16 protein-coding genes are annotated in these 16,761 nt (G+C 31.3%); 11 read left to right on the top strand and 5 right to left on the bottom strand.

What is annotated here, in order from left to right; translation table 11 throughout:
• Positions 1–3: 3 nt before the first annotated feature.
• The 5 genes from fdhF to ABXT39_RS05040 are packed head-to-tail and all read right to left on the bottom strand — an operon-like array spanning position 4 to position 6,265.
• The gene (gene fdhF, locus ABXT39_RS05060) at positions 4–2,778 is read right to left on the bottom strand and encodes a formate dehydrogenase subunit alpha (protein WP_415294656.1); all 2,775 of its coding nucleotides are present in this window, start codon (positions 2,776–2,778) and stop codon (positions 4–6) included.
• The gene (locus tag ABXT39_RS05055; protein ID WP_415294655.1) at positions 2,778–4,436 is read right to left on the bottom strand and encodes an NADH-ubiquinone oxidoreductase-F iron-sulfur binding region domain-containing protein; all 1,659 of its coding nucleotides are present in this window, start codon (positions 4,434–4,436) and stop codon (positions 2,778–2,780) included. The genes fdhF and ABXT39_RS05055 overlap by 1 nt, the downstream gene beginning before the upstream one ends.
• 21 nt (positions 4,437–4,457) lie before the next feature.
• On the bottom strand, positions 4,458–5,300 hold the full coding sequence (gene fdhD, locus ABXT39_RS05050) for a formate dehydrogenase accessory sulfurtransferase FdhD (protein WP_415294653.1): 843 nt from the start codon (positions 5,298–5,300) through the stop codon (positions 4,458–4,460).
• A 45-nt stretch (positions 5,301–5,345) separates the two neighbouring features.
• Complete coding sequence (locus tag ABXT39_RS05045) at positions 5,346–5,831, bottom strand: HPP family protein (protein WP_415272112.1); 486 nt, start codon at positions 5,829–5,831, stop codon at positions 5,346–5,348.
• A 23-nt stretch (positions 5,832–5,854) separates the two neighbouring features.
• Complete coding sequence (locus ABXT39_RS05040; RefSeq protein WP_415294651.1) at positions 5,855–6,265, bottom strand: iron-sulfur cluster assembly scaffold protein; 411 nt, start codon at positions 6,263–6,265, stop codon at positions 5,855–5,857.
• 43 nt (positions 6,266–6,308) lie between these two features.
• Between ABXT39_RS05040 and ABXT39_RS05035 the strand changes: the two genes are divergently transcribed.
• The 11 genes from ABXT39_RS05035 to ABXT39_RS04985 all read left to right on the top strand — a co-directional run bounded on the left by ABXT39_RS05035 (position 6,309) and on the right by ABXT39_RS04985 (position 16,751).
• Positions 6,309–6,920 carry a molybdenum cofactor guanylyltransferase gene (locus ABXT39_RS05035; protein ID WP_415294650.1) on the top strand — a complete coding sequence of 204 codons (612 nt, stop codon included), beginning with the start codon at positions 6,309–6,311 and terminating at the stop codon, positions 6,918–6,920.
• Position 6,921: 1 nt separating this feature from the next.
• Positions 6,922–8,169, top strand: a complete 1,248-nt coding sequence (locus ABXT39_RS05030; RefSeq protein ID WP_415294649.1) for a molybdopterin molybdotransferase MoeA — start codon at positions 6,922–6,924, stop codon at positions 8,167–8,169.
• A 47-nt stretch (positions 8,170–8,216) separates the two neighbouring features.
• Entirely contained in the window at positions 8,217–9,122 is a 906-nt protein-coding gene (locus tag ABXT39_RS05025; protein ID WP_415294648.1) for a DMT family transporter, read from the top strand.
• A gap of 5 nt (positions 9,123–9,127) precedes the next feature.
• On the top strand, positions 9,128–10,342 hold the full coding sequence (locus tag ABXT39_RS05020) for an aminopeptidase P family protein (protein ID WP_415294647.1): 1,215 nt from the start codon (positions 9,128–9,130) through the stop codon (positions 10,340–10,342).
• 7 nt (positions 10,343–10,349) lie between these two features.
• Positions 10,350–11,462, top strand: a complete 1,113-nt coding sequence (locus ABXT39_RS05015; RefSeq protein WP_415294646.1) for a serine/threonine protein kinase — start codon at positions 10,350–10,352, stop codon at positions 11,460–11,462.
• Positions 11,463–11,467: 5 nt separating this feature from the next.
• Positions 11,468–12,523 carry a threonine aldolase family protein gene (locus tag ABXT39_RS05010; protein WP_415294645.1) on the top strand — a complete coding sequence of 352 codons (1,056 nt, stop codon included), beginning with the start codon at positions 11,468–11,470 and terminating at the stop codon, positions 12,521–12,523.
• A gap of 74 nt (positions 12,524–12,597) precedes the next feature.
• Positions 12,598–13,503 (top strand): aminotransferase class IV, encoded by a 906-nt coding sequence (locus ABXT39_RS05005; RefSeq protein WP_415294644.1) that lies wholly within the window; start codon positions 12,598–12,600, stop codon positions 13,501–13,503.
• 3 nt (positions 13,504–13,506) lie between these two features.
• Entirely contained in the window at positions 13,507–14,718 is a 1,212-nt protein-coding gene (locus ABXT39_RS05000; RefSeq protein ID WP_415294643.1) for a hypothetical protein, read from the top strand.
• A gap of 26 nt (positions 14,719–14,744) precedes the next feature.
• Complete coding sequence (locus tag ABXT39_RS04995) at positions 14,745–15,152, top strand: hypothetical protein (RefSeq protein ID WP_415294642.1); 408 nt, start codon at positions 14,745–14,747, stop codon at positions 15,150–15,152.
• A complete protein-coding gene (locus ABXT39_RS04990) occupies positions 15,152–15,304 on the top strand; it encodes a hypothetical protein (protein WP_271525710.1) in 153 nt (50 codons plus the stop codon). Before ABXT39_RS04995 ends, ABXT39_RS04990 begins: the two co-directional genes overlap by 1 nt.
• Positions 15,305–15,884: 580 nt before the next feature.
• A complete protein-coding gene (locus ABXT39_RS04985; RefSeq protein ID WP_415294641.1) occupies positions 15,885–16,751 on the top strand; it encodes a heparin lyase I family protein in 867 nt (288 codons plus the stop codon).
• Positions 16,752–16,761: the final 10 nt, after the last annotated feature.

Here is a 16,761-nt window from a genome sequence, read left to right as displayed (position 1 = left end):
TATTTAAACACTTTTAATATCAGCTTGATTTTCTTTAGGACTAACAATTGTTTTAAATTGGTTGGATATTTTTTGAATTTCTACAGAAGAAACTTTGTATTCTGCACACATTGTCTCTTCATCTTTTCCATGACCAGTTACCATGTTAACCATGTGTTCTGGAAAGTGGAATGTTGTAAATACAATTCCTTCTTTAACTTTATCAGTAACTTCGACTTTTAAAGCCACCTCACCTCTACCAGAATAAAGTCTACCAATATCACCAGTATTTAATTCTCTCTTTTTAGCATCATTAGGATGAACTAATAATAGATCTTCAGAAACTATATTAATATTTTTTGTACGTCTTGTCATAGTAGCAGCGTTATAATGTTGAAGAACTCTACTGGTGGTTAAAATTAATGGATAATCTTTTTTATTAGTTGCTATCTCATTAGATTCTTTCCAGTCAAAGTTTTTAAGCTGTCCTTTTCCAATTTTAAAAGTTTCTTTGTGTAAAATTTGAGTATCTGTTCCATCTTCTTGGACAGGCCATTGTAATCCCATTTTACCAAGTCTTTCTCTTGTTACACCTTTAAAGAAAGGAACCACATCTGCAATTTCTGCTAGAACTTGATCAGCGTCATAAGTTGGCTGATCAAAACCTAATTTTTGCATCATATCAGTTACAATATTTCCATCTGTTTTTGTACCAGGCAGAGGAGGTACCGCTGCATTAACTCTTTGAATTCTCCTTTCAGTATTAGTAAAGGTTCCATTTTTCTCTAGGAAGGTTGTTCCAGGCAATACTACAGTTGCAAGTTTTGCAGTCTCACTCATGAAAATTTCTTGCACTACTAATAATTCCAATGCATTCATTGCATCTATAACATGCGCACTATTAGGATCTGTTTGAACAATATCCTCTCCAATAATCCAGACAGCTTTAACATCTTTATTAATTGCACCATCAAACATCTCAGGAATTTTTAAGCCAGCTTTTGTTGGATGAACTACACCATACTTTTCTGTGTAGAAATTTTGAATTTTTTTATCTGCTACCTCGTAATATCCTGCACCTTGATGTGGTTGACAGCCCATATCAGCTGCACCTTGAACATTATTTTGTCCTCTTAATGGATTAACACCAACACCTCTTCTACCAATATTTCCTGTAATCATTGCAAGATCAGCAATTAACATTACTGTTTTAGATCCTTGCTCTTGTTCTGTAACTCCCAAACCATGGAATTCCATAGAGTTTTTAGCTGTTGCATAAGCAATTGCAGCTTCTTTAACAAGTTGTTTTTCAACACCAGCAACCTTCGCTAGTTGATCCATATCTTGTCTTTCAATTTCTTTAATGAAATTTGCAAAACCTTCAGTTCTATCTCTGACAAAGTCTTTGTCATAAAGGTTTGCTTTCATTATATAATGCAACATCATATTTAATATGGCCACATTTGTTCCTGGTCTAAGTTTAATATGATAATCAGCAAGTTTAGCAAGCTCAGTAGTAATTGGATCTAATACAATTAATTTTTTACCCTTCATTACTTGTTGCTTGATTTTAGCACCAGTAACTGGGTGAGCATTTGTTGGATTTGCTCCGATCACCATAAATAAATCTGCATGGTAAATATCTTCTGTAGAATTCGTAGCTGCTCCAGTTCCAAATGTTTGTTGCATTCCCCACGCAGTAGGTGAGTGACAAATTCTTGCACAGCAATCAATATTATTAGTTCCTATCGCTGCTCTAATCATTTTTTGGAAAACATAATTTTCTTCATTAGTACATCTTGCTGAAGAAATACCAGCAACTGCATCTGGTCCATTAGCTTTGGTAATTCTATTTAATTCTTTTTTAATAAAATCATATGCCTCATCCCAAGAAGCTTCTTCAAATTTTCCATTCCTTTTAATTAAAGGAGTTTTTAATCTGTCAGGATGATCATAAAATCCAAAAGCATATCTTCCTTTAATACAAGTGTGACCTGCGTTAACTTCAGATTCTTTAGGAGTAGAAATTGCAACAACTTTATTATCTTTAATTGAAGCTTCTAGATTACAACCAACTCCACAATAAGAACAAGTCGTTCTTACTTTTTCATCAACAGCAACTGATTTAGATTGATATACATCTGAGATGGCATCTGTTGGGCAAGTGTGTGCACAAGCTCCACAAGATACACAAGACGAGTCCCCAAATAATGCATCATTATCTGTTGTAATCTTAGACTCAAATCCTCTTCCACTCATTGTTAAAACAAATGAACCTTGAATTTCATCACAAGCTCTGACACATCTTCCACAATTAATGCAGTTATCTAAATTCATTCTCATGTAATCATGAGAGTTGTCTCTTGGAATACCTTTATGTTGTTTTGGTGCATTATATCTATGATCTGATATGCCTAAATCGTTAGCAACATCTTGAAGTTCACAGTTATTATTAACCTCACAAGTTCCACATTCCATTGGATGGTCGGTTAAAACTAGTTCAACAATATTTTTTCTTAAAGCAGTTAAATTTTCATTGTTTGTAAAAATATGTTGGTTTTCACCAACTGGTGTATGACATGAGGCTACAACTTTAGTTGGACCATCTTTAACTAAAGCAATTTCAACCGAACAAACTCTACAAGCTCCATAAGGTGCTAGGTTTGGATCATTACATAAAGCAGGAACCTTTTTTTCACCAAGATAGCTTTCTACAAATTTTAAAACAGAAGTATGGCTAGGACCAATTTCATATGGCTTACCATCTATATATGCGATTTTTCTTTTTTCTGAGCTCATTAATTATCTTTGACCATATCATCCTTCATTTCATCACCAAAATATTTTAATATATTCATGATAGGCGTAGGTATTGCACCACATAAAGCACATAAACAGCCTTTTTTCATTGTTACTAGCAGTTCATTTAATAGTTTTAATGGAATTTTAGCAGTTTTATTCTTTGCTTGATCAAACATTTCCTTACCACGGTAAGAACCAAGTCTACCTGGGAAACATTTTCCACATGATTCCTCAGCTGTGAATTCGAATAAATGATGAATATACTCAACCATTGGGAAATCTTTTGGAATACTTACTATACTTGCGTGTCCCAACATGAAACCAGCAGCAGTAAATTCTTGAAAATCTAGATTTAATTTTTCTACTTCAGAAATTGGTATAACCCCACCTAATGGGCCACCAATTTGTAGTGCTTTGATAGGTTCTTTAAAACCTCCACCAATATCATTTAAAACTTTTTTCATTGGAGTTCCCATTTCAACTTCGTAAACACCAGGATTATTAAAAAAACTATCAAAACAAACTAATTTTGTACCTGCAGATTTTTTATTTCCAATTGCTGAAAATTTATCAGCTCCATTTATAAGTATACCAGTAGCAGCAGCTAAAGTTTCAACATTATTAACAACTGTTGGTTTTTTATAAAGTCCCTCAGTAACAGGGAAGGGCGGTCTGACATCAACTTCTGCTCTTCTTCCTTCAATTGATGCAATTAAAGCTGTTTCTTCTCCACATATGTATGCTCCTTGTCCAATACAAATATTTAGATCAAAAGAAAAATTTGTTCCAAGAATATTTTCACCTAATAATCCTTCTTTTTTTAAAGAATTAATACATCCATTTATAGCTTCAATAGATTTTGGATATTCTCCTCTAATATATAAAACACCCTCATCACTTCCAATAACATAACCACAGATGATCATTCCAAATAATACTTTTAGTGGCTGATCTTCTAATAAGTATCTATCAGAAAATGCACCAGAGTCTCCTTCGTCAGCATTGCAGATAACATATTTTTTTTCAGATTCTGCTTTTCTACAAAAGTCCCATTTCATTCCAGCTGGAAAACCAGCACCACCTCTGCCCGTTAAATTTGAATCTAATAGTGATTTTATAATTTCTTGCTTATCTGTATTAATAAACTTATTTAAAATATCTTTAAACTGATCTAAATTTGAAAGCTTATCATCCATTAAAAAACTTGTTGAAGCAAAACTTTTTGAGAAAAATTTTTCCTGCTCAATTTTATCTCCTTTAATTATTTCATCAATTTTATCAATATCTTTACCAGCATAGTTTTCACCATCATAATGAAAGGCTTTATTTTCATAACAGTGACCAAGACAAAACATTTCACCAACCTTGTCATCACCTAATTTTTCTTTTAATTTTTTCTTTAAAGACTCTTGTGTTCCAGAACACATGCAAGCACTTCCATTACAAACAAAGGCTTTTTTGGCTCTGTGTGCTGGTCTTAAAAATTCATAAAAACTCTCAGCACCATGAATAGTAGATACACCCATATGATATTCATTAGCAATTTCTTGAATGCCACTTGCATCTTTAGAGTTTAGGGATCTTTCAGAGATTTTCTCAAATAGGTTTTTCTTTAAACCAATTCTGCCTGATAAGTTACTTATATTTTTTGACACATATTACCCTATTAAAATTTTTTAATTTTTTATTATAATTCTCTCATTATTACTATAAATATTAAAGCTATCCTCTTTTACAAAACCAACTAATGTAATGTCAAACTTATTAGCTAAATCTATAGCGAGACTGGTTGGCGCACCTACGCCAATCAAGACACCTATATTTGCCATAAGTGCCTTTTGAACAAGGTCAAAGTTGAGCCTTCCAGAACAGGTTAGAAATTGAGAACTATTATCAAGTAAATTTTTTTTTAAGACAAATCCAATTAGCTTGTCCAAAGCATTATGTCGTCCCACATCCTCTTTTAAGGCAATAATTTCTCCACTCTCATTAAATAGCCCACTAGCATGAATGCCACCAGTCTTTGAAAATTCAGATTGGTTTTGTCTTAATATATCTGGAGATTTCATTATAATTTCATGATGTATTTTAGGGATAGATTTTAATATTTTATCTTTCTTAATAATTTCTAAAGACTCAAGAGATGTTTTTCCACACACCCCACATGAGGAATTAGTCAAAAAATTTCTTTTTATTTTATCAATGTCTATATTCTCTGAATTATTTATTGTAATTATAACTTTATTTTTTAATTTGTATTGTCCAACAGGCTCGCCACTTGCTTCAATATTTTCTATATGGCTGATTTTTTCAATTACTCTTTCATTAAAAAGAAAGCCAGTAACTAAATCTTCATCATCTCCAGGCGTTCTCATTGTAATGGATATAGTATTTTCTATCCAATTTTTTTTATCTTTATATTTGAGTATTATTTGAAGTGGTTCTTCAATGGATATTTGATCATTAACCTCTTTCGATTTATTAGATCTAAATTTTATGACTTTATAATTAGAATTCATTTAACTAGTATATTTAAACTAGCTAAATTTGAAACAAGGAAAAGATTAGCTTTTCCAACTACTTGGGTAGTTTTTCTTTAAAATGAAACGATTTAGAATAACTGCATAAACAATTATTATTATAGAACCAAAAATAATTGGATTTAATAAAAAATCATATGAGACCGCACCAAGTATTATAACAATAGGATTTCCTCCTGCTGGTGGGTGAGTTACACCAAGTAGTATCATTACAAAAATACCAAGACCTACAGCAATAGCTATTTGTAAAAATTGATCAATGGGTAGAAATTTTAAAATTAATACACCAACTATAGATGTTACTAAGTGTCCAAAAAAAACATTTTTAGGTTGAGCAAAAGGGCTTTCTGGATACCCAAAAAGTAAAACCATAGAAGATCCAAATGATCCAGCTAAAAACAATCCATAGGGAGTTTCAAAACTTAAAAATGAAAGAGTTCCAATGGTAATTATTGAAAATATTAAAGCATATAAAGCTCTGTTAAAATTTTCTTTTATTGTATTTATCATATTTTTTTATCTTTATTGTTAATTTAAAGTTTTAGAGCTTTTGAAAGAGTTTTAAAAGGAAGCAACAAACATTCTTTTCTAGAAATATTTTCTGGATTCATTATTTTTTTAAAATCTTTAAGATCTTTTATATTATTTTTTTTTAATTGATCAAAATTTTTATCAAAAAAAAGTTCTGCATTTAAGACAAAATCTGAAATTTTTTCTATCGGAACTTGCATAACCCATCTTGAAAGCAAACTAACTGAGGCTTGGCAGTAAATGCATGATCTACACTGATACCCCATATCTTGAACAATATTGTCTTTAACCATTAAGCTAATTTCCATCTCATCACCACATAAAGGGTTTTTATTCCTTGATTGATGTGTATGCTTTTTAAGCACTTTGTGGTTTTCGGTATTAGATGCAATTTCTAAAATTTCTAAGTCCATTATAATTCTTTAATTAAGAGATTAATGTTTTATATTTTGATTTATGGAAGATAACAATATTTTAGCTGTTGTGCTAGCTGGTGGAAAGTCAAAGAGATTTGGTGAAGATAAAAACAAGACAAAACTTGGTGATAAAACATTGTTAGAACACGTTTTATTAAAAATTAGCAATAGATATGAGGAGATACTTATTGTCTCAAGCCACAGTATAGATACAAAAAAAATAAAAAATGTAACAATAATTCCTGATTGTTTTGACGACTTTGGACCATTAGCAGGAGTTCTGAGTGCAATGAAATGGGTTAAAGAAAATCAAAAATCGTATCAGTGGATTGCAACATTTCCATCAGACACACCTTTTTTTGAAATATCAATAATTGATGAGTACCAAAAAAGAATTAGACTAAAAGATAGCCTGTTATATTTTGTTAAGTCAAACAACAAAAGACACAATATTTTTGGCTTATGGTCAATTGAATTACTAAAATCACTTGAAAATGATTTGATTAATAATAATTTTAGAAAAGTAGAGGATTGGGCAAATAAAATAGGTGTAAAAACAATTGATATTGAACCTAAAAAATTTGATCCTTTTTTTAATATAAATACTAAAGAAGATCTAGAAGAAGCAAAAAAAATACTAAAAAAAAATTAAAATGATTAATTATAAAGAAGCTAAAAAAATTTTAATAAAATCAAAGATAAAGATTAAAGATGAAATTATTAACTCATCAAAGTCATTAAATAGGATTAATGTAACAGATATCTATTCAGCTGTAAATTATCCAGCAGGAACTAATGCTGCATTTGATGGTTTTGTGATTAATTCAAAAGATACAAGTAAATTAAATAAAAGTAACTCACAAAACTTCAAAATTTTAAAAACTATATCTGCGGGGGATAATCCATCATTAAAAAAAACAAATAAGTTTGAAGCTGTAGAAGTAATGACAGGTGCTCTTATACCTAAAAATTTTGATACTATAATTCCAATAGAAAAAATTGTTTTTGATAAAAATAGAAAATTTATTGTAATAAATGAAAAAATAAAAGACAACCAACACATCAGATATGCTGGATCAGATTATAAAAAAAGAGATTTAATAATCAAAAAAGGTACTATTATTCAACCTTCTCATATATTAGCCTTTAAAACATTAGGCATAGTGAACATTAAAGTTAAAAAAAAGCCCAATATTTTATTTTTTTCAACAGGAAATGAAATTTCTAATAGTAAAAATATTGCTAATTGGAAAGTTAGAAACTCTAATAGTCATTACATAAAATCCTTATCTGATAATTTCTTATTTAACTTTATAGATGGTGGTGTTTTAAGGGACAAAGATGAAAAACTTTTTCAAAAAAAAATAGAAAAAAGTTTTAAATCTAAAATAGATATTATAATCACATCAGGTGCTGTATCTGCAGGTAAACATGATTTTGTTCCCCGCATAATTAAAAAATTTAGTTTATCTAATTTTTTTAAAGGTGTCTCGATTAGACCTGGTAAACCAGTATTGTTTGCAAAATTTAAGAAAACTGAAAAAGCTATTTTTGGGTTACCTGGTAATCCTATTTCTTCATCTGCCTGCTTTAGGTTTTTTGTTTACCCCTATCTGCTTAATATTCTAGGGGTTAAAGCTGAAAAACCATTTAAAGCTAAATTAAAAAATGGTTATTCTAAGAGTAAAAAGATTATTAGATTTTTAAAAGCAAAATTAACCTCAACTAATGATGGAAAAATAGAATTACAGGTTTTAAAAGGTCAAGAATCTTTCAGAATTAAATCATTTGTAGTGTCAAATGTATGGGGTCTATTCAAAGATGGACAATCTATATTCAAAAAAGGGGAGCTAATTGACTGTTACTCTCCCATTGGCTCAAATATTAATATCTTTAAATAGACCTCATTTTTATTGTAGTGCTAAATAATTACCATTAAATATCAATTATGATTGAGCTAAAAAATGAAAAAATTGCAATTCCAGTAGTTTTATTAGCGGGTCTTATATGGTCCTTTGGACCTTTAGTTGTAAGATACATGGATCAACCCAATTTAGTTCCATGGCAATATATTTTTGCACGTGGCCTCACAATCTTTTTGATTTTAAATCTTTACCTTTTCTTTGAGGAAGGAAAAGATTTTTACAAGAATTATTTAAAAATTGGAATTTCGGGCATAATTGGTGGAACTGGACTAGGTATTGCAATGATAACCTTCATTTATTCCATTACAAATACCAGTGCCGCAGTTACTTTACTTTGTCTAGCTGCAATGCCATTTTTTACAGCCTTACTAGGTTTTTTGTTTTTAAAAGAAAAAATTTCACTCAATGTTTGGGTTGCAATTATAATTGCAACAATTGGAATAATAATAATAGCTTTGGGTAATACAGAAAAAAATTCTTTATTAGGACTAATATTTGGAATGACTTCTTCAATTGGTTTTTCAGTTTTTTCAGTTACCTTGAGATGGAATAAAGAAACACCAAAATTTACAACGGTAGCTTTTGCTGGTCTTTTTTGTTTTGTGGTCGCAACAATAGTTATTTTAACTAATGATATGGTTTTCCTGTCCTCAAGTTATAACGGAGCATTATTTTCTATACATGGAACGTTAGTTTGTATGGGTTTAATTTTATATTCTATTGGATCAAAAGCTATACCAGCTGCAGAGCTTACCTTACTTTCATTAACAGAGGTAATAGGTGGAATTTTTTGGGTATGGATTCCAATTTTAGGAATTAATGAAATACCGTCGACTAATACGATAATAGGAGGCTTCTTCCTTTTTATGTCTATCATATATTACAGTCTTACAATTAAAACTAATAGACGGTTTATTGCTCTTAATTAATTATAATGGAAAGACCAGATTTTTTTAATTTAAAAAACGGTGAGAAGGCTAAACTACCTTTTACAGGCCAAGAATATCAAAGACGATTAATTAATCTAAGAGTCACAATGAATAAAAATAATCTTGATATGGTTATTTTAACCTCAATGCATAACATTGCTTACTATACGGGGTTTATTTATTGTTCTTTTGGCAGGCCTTATGGTTGCGTTGTAACAGCTAATAAAATTTCTACAATTTCAGCAAACATAGATGCAAGCCAACCTTGGCGGAGATCACATAGTGATAATGTAATTTATACTGATTGGAAAAGAGATAATTTTTTAAAAGCAATAGTTGCTATTATTGGAAGAGATGAACCTCCTAAGAATATTGGCATTGAAAATGATCATGTAACCCTAGATGTTAAAGAAAAATTCACGTCTATTTTTACTTTTTCAGTTTTCAGTGATGTTTCAAAAGATTTAATGAAGCTCAGAATGATCAAATCTGCTGAGGAAATAGAAATTATTAAAAATGGTGCAAGAATTGCTGATCTTGGTGGTGAAGAGATTGTAAAGAATATTAAAATTGGAGAAAGTGAACTTGAAATTGCAATAGCAGGTAGAGATAGAATGGAGCGTGAAATTGCTAAAACCTACCCAGATGCAGAGTATATGGATACTTGGGTTTGGTTTCAATCAGGATTAAATACAGATGGTGCACATAACCCAAAAACGAATAGAAAATTAAAATCAGGAGATATTCTTTCTTTAAATACTTTCCCTATGATTTCAGGATACTACACAGCCCTAGAGAGAACTCTTTTTGTAGATAAAATTGATGATGCCTCTTTAAAAGCGTGGGAAGCAAATGTGAAAGTGCATAAAAGAGGACTAGAGTTAATTAAACCAGGTGTAAAATGTTCTGCTATCTGCCATGAGTTGAATGAGTTATTTGCTGAGCTTGGTTATCTTCATTACCGAACATTTGGTTATGGTCATTCATTTGGTGTCTTATCTCATTTCTATGGAAGAGAAGCTGGATTAGAATTACGAGAGGACATAGATACTGTGTTAGAAGAGAATATGGTTGTTTCTATGGAGCCTATGATCATGATACCTGATGGAAAGCCAGGAGCTGGAGGTTATAGAGAGCATGACATCCTAGTTATAGGGAAAGATAATGCTGAAAACATTACTAAGTTTCCTTTTGGTCCAGAACATAATATTATCAAATAATAAATTTATGAGTGAAAAAACTGTAGTCAATAGTTGGAATGAGTGGGATCCTTTAAAACATGTAATTGTTGGTAAGGCAGATGGCACTTGTATACCAGCTCCAGAACCAGCATTAGACGCAAAAGTTCCAGAAGATTCTGATATGCGTGGACAATTTGGACCAAGAACAAAAGATACAGTTGATAAAGCAAATCAATTACTTGATGATTTTTCAAACATGTTAATCAAAAGAGGAATTAAAGTTGATAGACCGGACCCAATAGATTTTAGTAAAAAAACATCAACACCAGATTGGGAAGCTGAAACAATGTTTGGCTGTATGCCGCCTAGAGATGTTTTATTAACTGTTGGAAGTGAAATTTTAGAAGCAACGATGAGTTATAGATGTAGATGGTTTGAATACCTCTGTTACAGACCTTTGTTAAAAAAATATTATGATGAAGATCCTAATATGAGACATGAAGCTGCTCCTAAACCAAGACTAACTAATGCAGATTACAGAAAAGATTATCTGTCAGATAAAATTGGTATCCAAAAAAGATTAGAATGGACTGAAGATAAGTTTTTTGTAACTACTGAGGAGGAACCTTTATTTGATGCTGCAGATGTTTTAAGATTTGGTAAAGATTTAGTAGTTCAACATGGTTTTACAACTAATCTTAAAGGAATTGATTGGCTTAAAAGACATTACAAAGATCATAGAGTTCATATTGTTAATTTTCCCGGTGATCCTTATCCAATTCATATTGATGCAACATTTACACCAATTAAAGAAGGTTTAATTATTAATAATCCACAAAGAAGACTACCAAAAGAACAAAGAAAATTATTTGAAAATAATGGTTGGGAAATTATTGATAGTGCACAACCAGCGCATAATGAACCACCACCACTATGTTATTCTTCAACTTGGCTTTCAATGAATGTTTTAGTATTAGATCCAAAAACAGTTTGTGTTGAAAAAAGTGAAGTATATCAAGCAGAACAATTAGACAAATTAGGAATGGAAGTAATACCAGTAGAGATGAGAGATGCTTATGCATTTGGTGGAGGTCTTCATTGCTGTACAGCAGATGTTTACCGAGAAGGTGAGCTAAAAGATTATTTTCCAAAACAATAATATTTATGACATCTAAAATTAAAACAAAAAGAGAGCGAGTTAAATTTGCCTCTGATAATGTAGCGGGTGCATGTCCTGAAGTTTTAGACGCAATTATAAAAGCTAATGAAGGAGACAGTACTCCATATGGTAATGATGAGTGGTCAACGAACTTACAAAATAAGTTTTCCGAAATTTTTGAAAAAGATGTGATTGTTTATCCAACTGCATCAGGTACAGCCGCTAATGCTTTAGCTTTATCAGCAATGACACCAGTTTTTGGGAGTATTTATTGTCACAAGCATTCCCATATCAATACAGATGAATGTGGGGCCCCTGAATTTTATACGGGTGGTGCAAAACTTGTACCTTTAAATGGAATTAATGGAAAATTTACACCAGAAGAGTTATCTGAAAATATTGGAGGAGTTGGTATTGTACACCACACACAACCTTCTGTAGTAAGTATTACTCAATTATGTGAAACAGGTGAAGTTTATCAGTTAGATGAAATTGCAGCCATATCTGAAACTGCTCATAAACATAATTTAAAAATGCATATGGATGGGGCAAGGTTTGCCAATGCTTTAGTGGCACTTGATGCAACTCCTGCTGAAATGACATGGAAGTCTGGAGTAGACGTTTTATCTTTTGGTGCAACTAAAAATGGATGTATCGCAGCAGAAGCAATTATATTTTTTAAACCAGAATTAGTAGGTAATCTCCCCTTCTTAATGAAAAGATCAGGACACTTACTTTCAAAAATGAGATTTGTTTCAGCTCAACTAGAAGCTTATATTTCAAATGATATTTGGCTAAGAAATGCAAAACATGCAAATTTAATGGGAAAAAAATTAAGTGAAGGATTAGATGCTAATCAGAATATTGAATTAGCCTACCCAACAGAAGCAAATGAAGTATTTGCTAAATTTCCAAAACCTATTATTGAGCACCTTAATTCAGAAGGTTATAAAATGAATCAAGAAGAGCTTGATGGAAAGGCAGTAAGACTTGTTGCTGCTTGGAATACTAAAGAAAGTGATGTTGATCAACTTTTAGAAACGATTTCTCAAACAAACTAGAGACATTTTCGAATGCTAAATAAACTTCCTTCAATCACCTAGACACCTGTTTTGAGTTTTAGTAGGGTTGGTTCATGAGTGATATTTTTCCAAAAGGATCGGCGTGGATGAATGAGGAATTCATTCAACTTTCTGAAGCAAAAATTCCTATTTTAGACTGGGGTTTTTTAAGATCTGACGCAACATATGACGTTGTTCATGTTTGGAAGGGTAGATTTTTTCAATTAGATAAACATATTGATCGTTTCTTTAAATCAACAGAAAAACTCAGAATACCATGTAGATTTAGTCGTGAAAAAATAAGAAGAATATTAGCAGGCTGTGTTAAAGAAGCTGACCTTGAGGATTCTTATGTTGAAATGATACAAACAAGAGGAATGTCTCCAAATTTTGTTAGAGATCCTCGTAAAGCGACACCGCGCTTTATGGCTTTTGCAGTACCATTCGGCTGGATACTTAGGCCAGAAGATTTTGAAAAAGGATTAGATGTATATTTGACTGATATAACAAGAATCCCTCCAAGTTCAATTGATCCAACTATCAAAAATTATCATTGGATGGATCTAGTTACGGGTATGCTTGATGCGTACGACAGAGGACATCATACTGCTTTATTGGTAGATGAGGATAACAATATATCTGAAGGCCCAGGCTTTAATATTTTTTCTGTTGATGAAAATGGAATTAATACACCAGACCATGGAGTATTAGAAGGTGTCACAAGACAAACAGTTTTTGATTTAGCAAAAGAACTAAATATTAACGTTAATAAAAAATCTATAACTATTGAAATGTTAAAATCATCTAAAGAATTATTTGCAACCTCAACAGCAGGAGGTGTAATGCCAATAACAAAAATAAGTGGGGAAAATATTAAACAAGGAACAGTAGGGGATGTTACAAAAAATATTCACAAACTCTATTGGGATAAGCATTCAGACCCTGTGTGGAGTACATCTATAAATGATATATTGTTATAAAAAATGAAAAAACTTTTAGGGATCATTGTTCTGGGTTTATTGTTGAGTGGGAACGCTTATGCAGGTGTTAATGAACCTGGATCTGGTCCTATTGCTTCTATTAATGATGTGAAAAGCGAGTATTATAAAAATCTTGCACAAGTAAGAAAAAAAAACAAACATTTAATTACATATGTTTCTATTAGTAATAATGGTGGTTGGGCAAGTTGGTCACTCTACGTTAAAGAAATTAATGAAAAGCTTCATAAGAAAGCTTACAAAAAATGTGTGAAGGCTGCAGCTAAATACACTCAAGAAGATTGTTTTATATTTGCTATTGACGATAAAATCGTTTGGAACCTTGACGGACCAGCAAAACCTTCAAAACCTAAAGAATCGGAATCAGCTGAATCAAAAGCAGAACAAGAAAAGCAAGCACAATTAGATAAAAGACCAGGAAGATTTTTTGAAGATCAACCTGATGTAAGTGATGATTATCAAATTCATTTTATCTATTTATTAACATTAGACGGCAAAGATAGTGAACTAGATACTAGTGGCTGGATTGAAAAAAGGGTAAATAGAGTAAATGATAAATTTTTAAAATTCTCTGCAAAAAATAAAAAATCAAATGGCATAGGGCAGCAGTTTAAATTAGATATGACTAAAGAAGGAAAACTGGATGTAACCTTTGTTAGAATGAATATTTCAAAAAAACAATTAGATTTACCTGATTACCCTAACAACATTATTTATCCATATCTTAGACAAAAGGGGTTTGATAATCCTAAAAAAGTTTATGCAACATTTGCAGGTTTTAAAACAAAACATGGAAATAGTGATGGTGGCGAAGGTTATGTGCCCATGATGGTAATTTATACACCTGCAGTTAAAACTTACGGACAACCAGACATGGATTTAATTATTCTTCATGAACTGCTTCACTCACAGGGCGCTGCTTATGGGTGTGGTAAAAGAACTTATAAAGGTACACACGTAAAAGGTTCTGATATTCTTGGAGTAAATACCGTCACATCATCACTCGATAGTCGAAATGATACTTATTATAGACATGATATTGAAGGATGTCCTGATTTAGCTAAGAGCGTTTTTGTTACACCAACTGCAGAAGATCCATGGGATCCTTACGATATTTTTTGTAGAAAAAAGAGAGGTAATTTAACTCACCCAGATCTTTATAAAGGATCTCTTAGATGCAAAGGTGGGGCAAAATAAATGAAAAAACTGATAGGGAATTTTAAATGAACAAACCTTTATTATATTTCTCCTACCTAATCATAGTTTCGAATATTATAATTTTGTCTGCTGGTTATGTAGCTAACATAGCTTTCATTAGTTCATTCTTGGGTGGTTTAGTGGCTATCGGAACTGATCCTATTATTCTTATAATAGGTGCTTTGTTAGGTGCTGGACTAGTAGCTAAACCATATAAATTTTCAGTAATATATTTATGGATAGGTGCAATGTTTTTAACAATGCTAGTTCATGTTATTTTAGGCACTACAAAAGTTATTGTCGATCTAGTTAAGTTTGATGCCTTACTAATAATTTCTGCACTCATAGTTATTGCTACAAGTTTCTTTCGACCACTGATTGCTGATATGACAGAGGATTTCGAAAAACCCACTACAAAAAAAGCTCCGAAGTAATGCCTAGAAAACCTAATTACAAAGATTTATTAAAAAAATTTAAAAAAAGAAATATTAAAAATCCAGAAAGAATAGCCACAGCCTATGTCAAAGGATTAACTGTAGGATCCAAAAAAAAGGCTGCTAAAAATTTAGCAGGGATTATAGACTAAAGAAAAAAGTACCTAGAATCGCTGAATTCTAACTAGCGACCATTCCACACCTAGATACCCAATTTATGATTTAGTAGAGTTTATTATGGCTACATTAGATGGAATTATTGAACCAATATATTTTTTGATTACCTCAATAACATTTATATTATTAAGTATAATCCAATATAAAAAATTTGGAAAAACCAGGGAAACAAAATATCTTGCAGGTTTGTCAATTTTTTTCTTATGTAGTTACATTGCTATAATTTTAAAAAATTAGAAATGATCAAATTTATTCTGCCAGTTATAATTGTCCTCCTCATTGTAGTGTTCTGGGAAAAAATTACTGAAATAGTTTTCAAAAAATTTAATATTAGGTTGAATTATATTATTGTGAGTGCTGTGTTAATAACTATCACTGTAATAATTTTATTAATCAATTATGGATAAATTTAATTATTGAAAAAGATTTTAGGAATCGTAGTTATAGGATTGTCTGGGATAAAATCAGTAACAAACCAGTAACATTTCTGGGTGCTCATTAACCCTCATTCCATCACCTAGACACCTGATTAGAGGTTTGGTAGTGTATTGGTTCATGAAAAAGATTTTAGGAGTCATAGTTCTGGGTTTGCTGTTAATCCCAACATTGGCTTTGTCTGGAACATTTAAAGATGAAGAGGGAAAATTTGGTTTCAAAACCAAGAAGAGTGGATTTAAGTTTCATAAAAACTTTATGGATCATAATGATTATAACTTTCAATACATTAAAGATAAAACAAAAGCACGTGCTGGAAAATATTTTCAGCGATTTGAACTTAGAGATGGTGATTGCTTTAGAGATGATTTTTGGAGTGATTGTGACACTGATCGAGAAAGAGTTGAGTTTTCAACAGAACCAAGACAGGCTCCAAAAGGAAAACAATGTTATGGATTTAGTTTAATGTTATCTAAAGATTTTTTTGATGTAGCTCCAGCCAGCACTACTTTAGGCCAAGTTCATCAAATTGGTGGTCCAACTGGTACAGCATCAGGTGGTCTAGCTTCTTTTCCACCTTTGATTCAAATTGATGCACATAAAGGATATTTGTTTTTTAATTGGCACGAACTTAGTGGTTCAGCAACAGACGTTATTGATAAATCAGTATATACTACATTAAAACCACTAAGAAAAATGAAAGAAGTTTGGACGGATATTTCCTTTTGTCTAGATTTTAAAAATAAAAGAATAGATGCATGGGTAGATGGTATTAAAAAAGTGGAAATATTAAGATCTCCAATTTTTTTTAAACCAGAAGGAATATATTTTAAGCATGGTATATATCGTAATTTAATTAGTAAGTATAAAGAACTCAAAAATCGCAAAATGCGAACTCAAGTTGTTTTTTATGATGAAGTTAGAAGAGGAAAATCAATTAAAAAAGTGGACAGAAATATCAATCCAAAACTTAAGCCTGTTGATTAATTGATTTAAA

This window comes from Candidatus Pelagibacter sp. Uisw_113 (assembly GCF_047717815.1).
Lineage (GTDB): Bacteria > Pseudomonadota > Alphaproteobacteria > Pelagibacterales > Pelagibacteraceae > Pelagibacter.
The sequence above is the reverse complement of the archived record's forward strand: the minus strand, read 5'-3'. Positions and strand labels throughout refer to the sequence as shown.

Bases quoted from the DNA above. Each gene is read 5' to 3' on its own strand.
- ABXT39_RS05010 (WP_415294645.1), top strand. From the start codon at position 11,468: ATGACATCTAAAATTAAAACAAAAAGAGAGCGAGTTAAATTTGCCTCT.
- ABXT39_RS05000 (WP_415294643.1), top strand. From the start codon at position 13,507: ATGAAAAAACTTTTAGGGATCATTGTTCTGGGTTTATTGTTGAGTGGG.
- fdhF (WP_415294656.1), bottom strand. From the start codon at position 2,778: ATGAGCTCAGAAAAAAGAAAAATCGCATATATAGATGGTAAGCCATAT.
- ABXT39_RS04985 (WP_415294641.1), top strand. From the start codon at position 15,885: ATGAAAAAGATTTTAGGAGTCATAGTTCTGGGTTTGCTGTTAATCCCA.
- ABXT39_RS05045 (WP_415272112.1), bottom strand. From the start codon at position 5,831: ATGATAAATACAATAAAAGAAAATTTTAACAGAGCTTTATATGCTTTA.
- ABXT39_RS04990 (WP_271525710.1), top strand. From the start codon at position 15,152: ATGCCTAGAAAACCTAATTACAAAGATTTATTAAAAAAATTTAAAAAA.
- ABXT39_RS05005 (WP_415294644.1), top strand. From the start codon at position 12,598: ATGAGTGATATTTTTCCAAAAGGATCGGCGTGGATGAATGAGGAATTC.
- ABXT39_RS05020 (WP_415294647.1), top strand. From the start codon at position 9,128: ATGGAAAGACCAGATTTTTTTAATTTAAAAAACGGTGAGAAGGCTAAA.
- ABXT39_RS04995 (WP_415294642.1), top strand. From the start codon at position 14,745: ATGAACAAACCTTTATTATATTTCTCCTACCTAATCATAGTTTCGAAT.
- fdhD (WP_415294653.1), bottom strand. From the start codon at position 5,300: ATGAATTCTAATTATAAAGTCATAAAATTTAGATCTAATAAATCGAAA.
- ABXT39_RS05030 (WP_415294649.1), top strand. From the start codon at position 6,922: ATGATTAATTATAAAGAAGCTAAAAAAATTTTAATAAAATCAAAGATA.
- ABXT39_RS05040 (WP_415294651.1), bottom strand. From the start codon at position 6,265: ATGGACTTAGAAATTTTAGAAATTGCATCTAATACCGAAAACCACAAA.
- ABXT39_RS05015 (WP_415294646.1), top strand. From the start codon at position 10,350: ATGAGTGAAAAAACTGTAGTCAATAGTTGGAATGAGTGGGATCCTTTA.
- ABXT39_RS05035 (WP_415294650.1), top strand. From the start codon at position 6,309: ATGGAAGATAACAATATTTTAGCTGTTGTGCTAGCTGGTGGAAAGTCA.
- ABXT39_RS05025 (WP_415294648.1), top strand. From the start codon at position 8,217: ATGATTGAGCTAAAAAATGAAAAAATTGCAATTCCAGTAGTTTTATTA.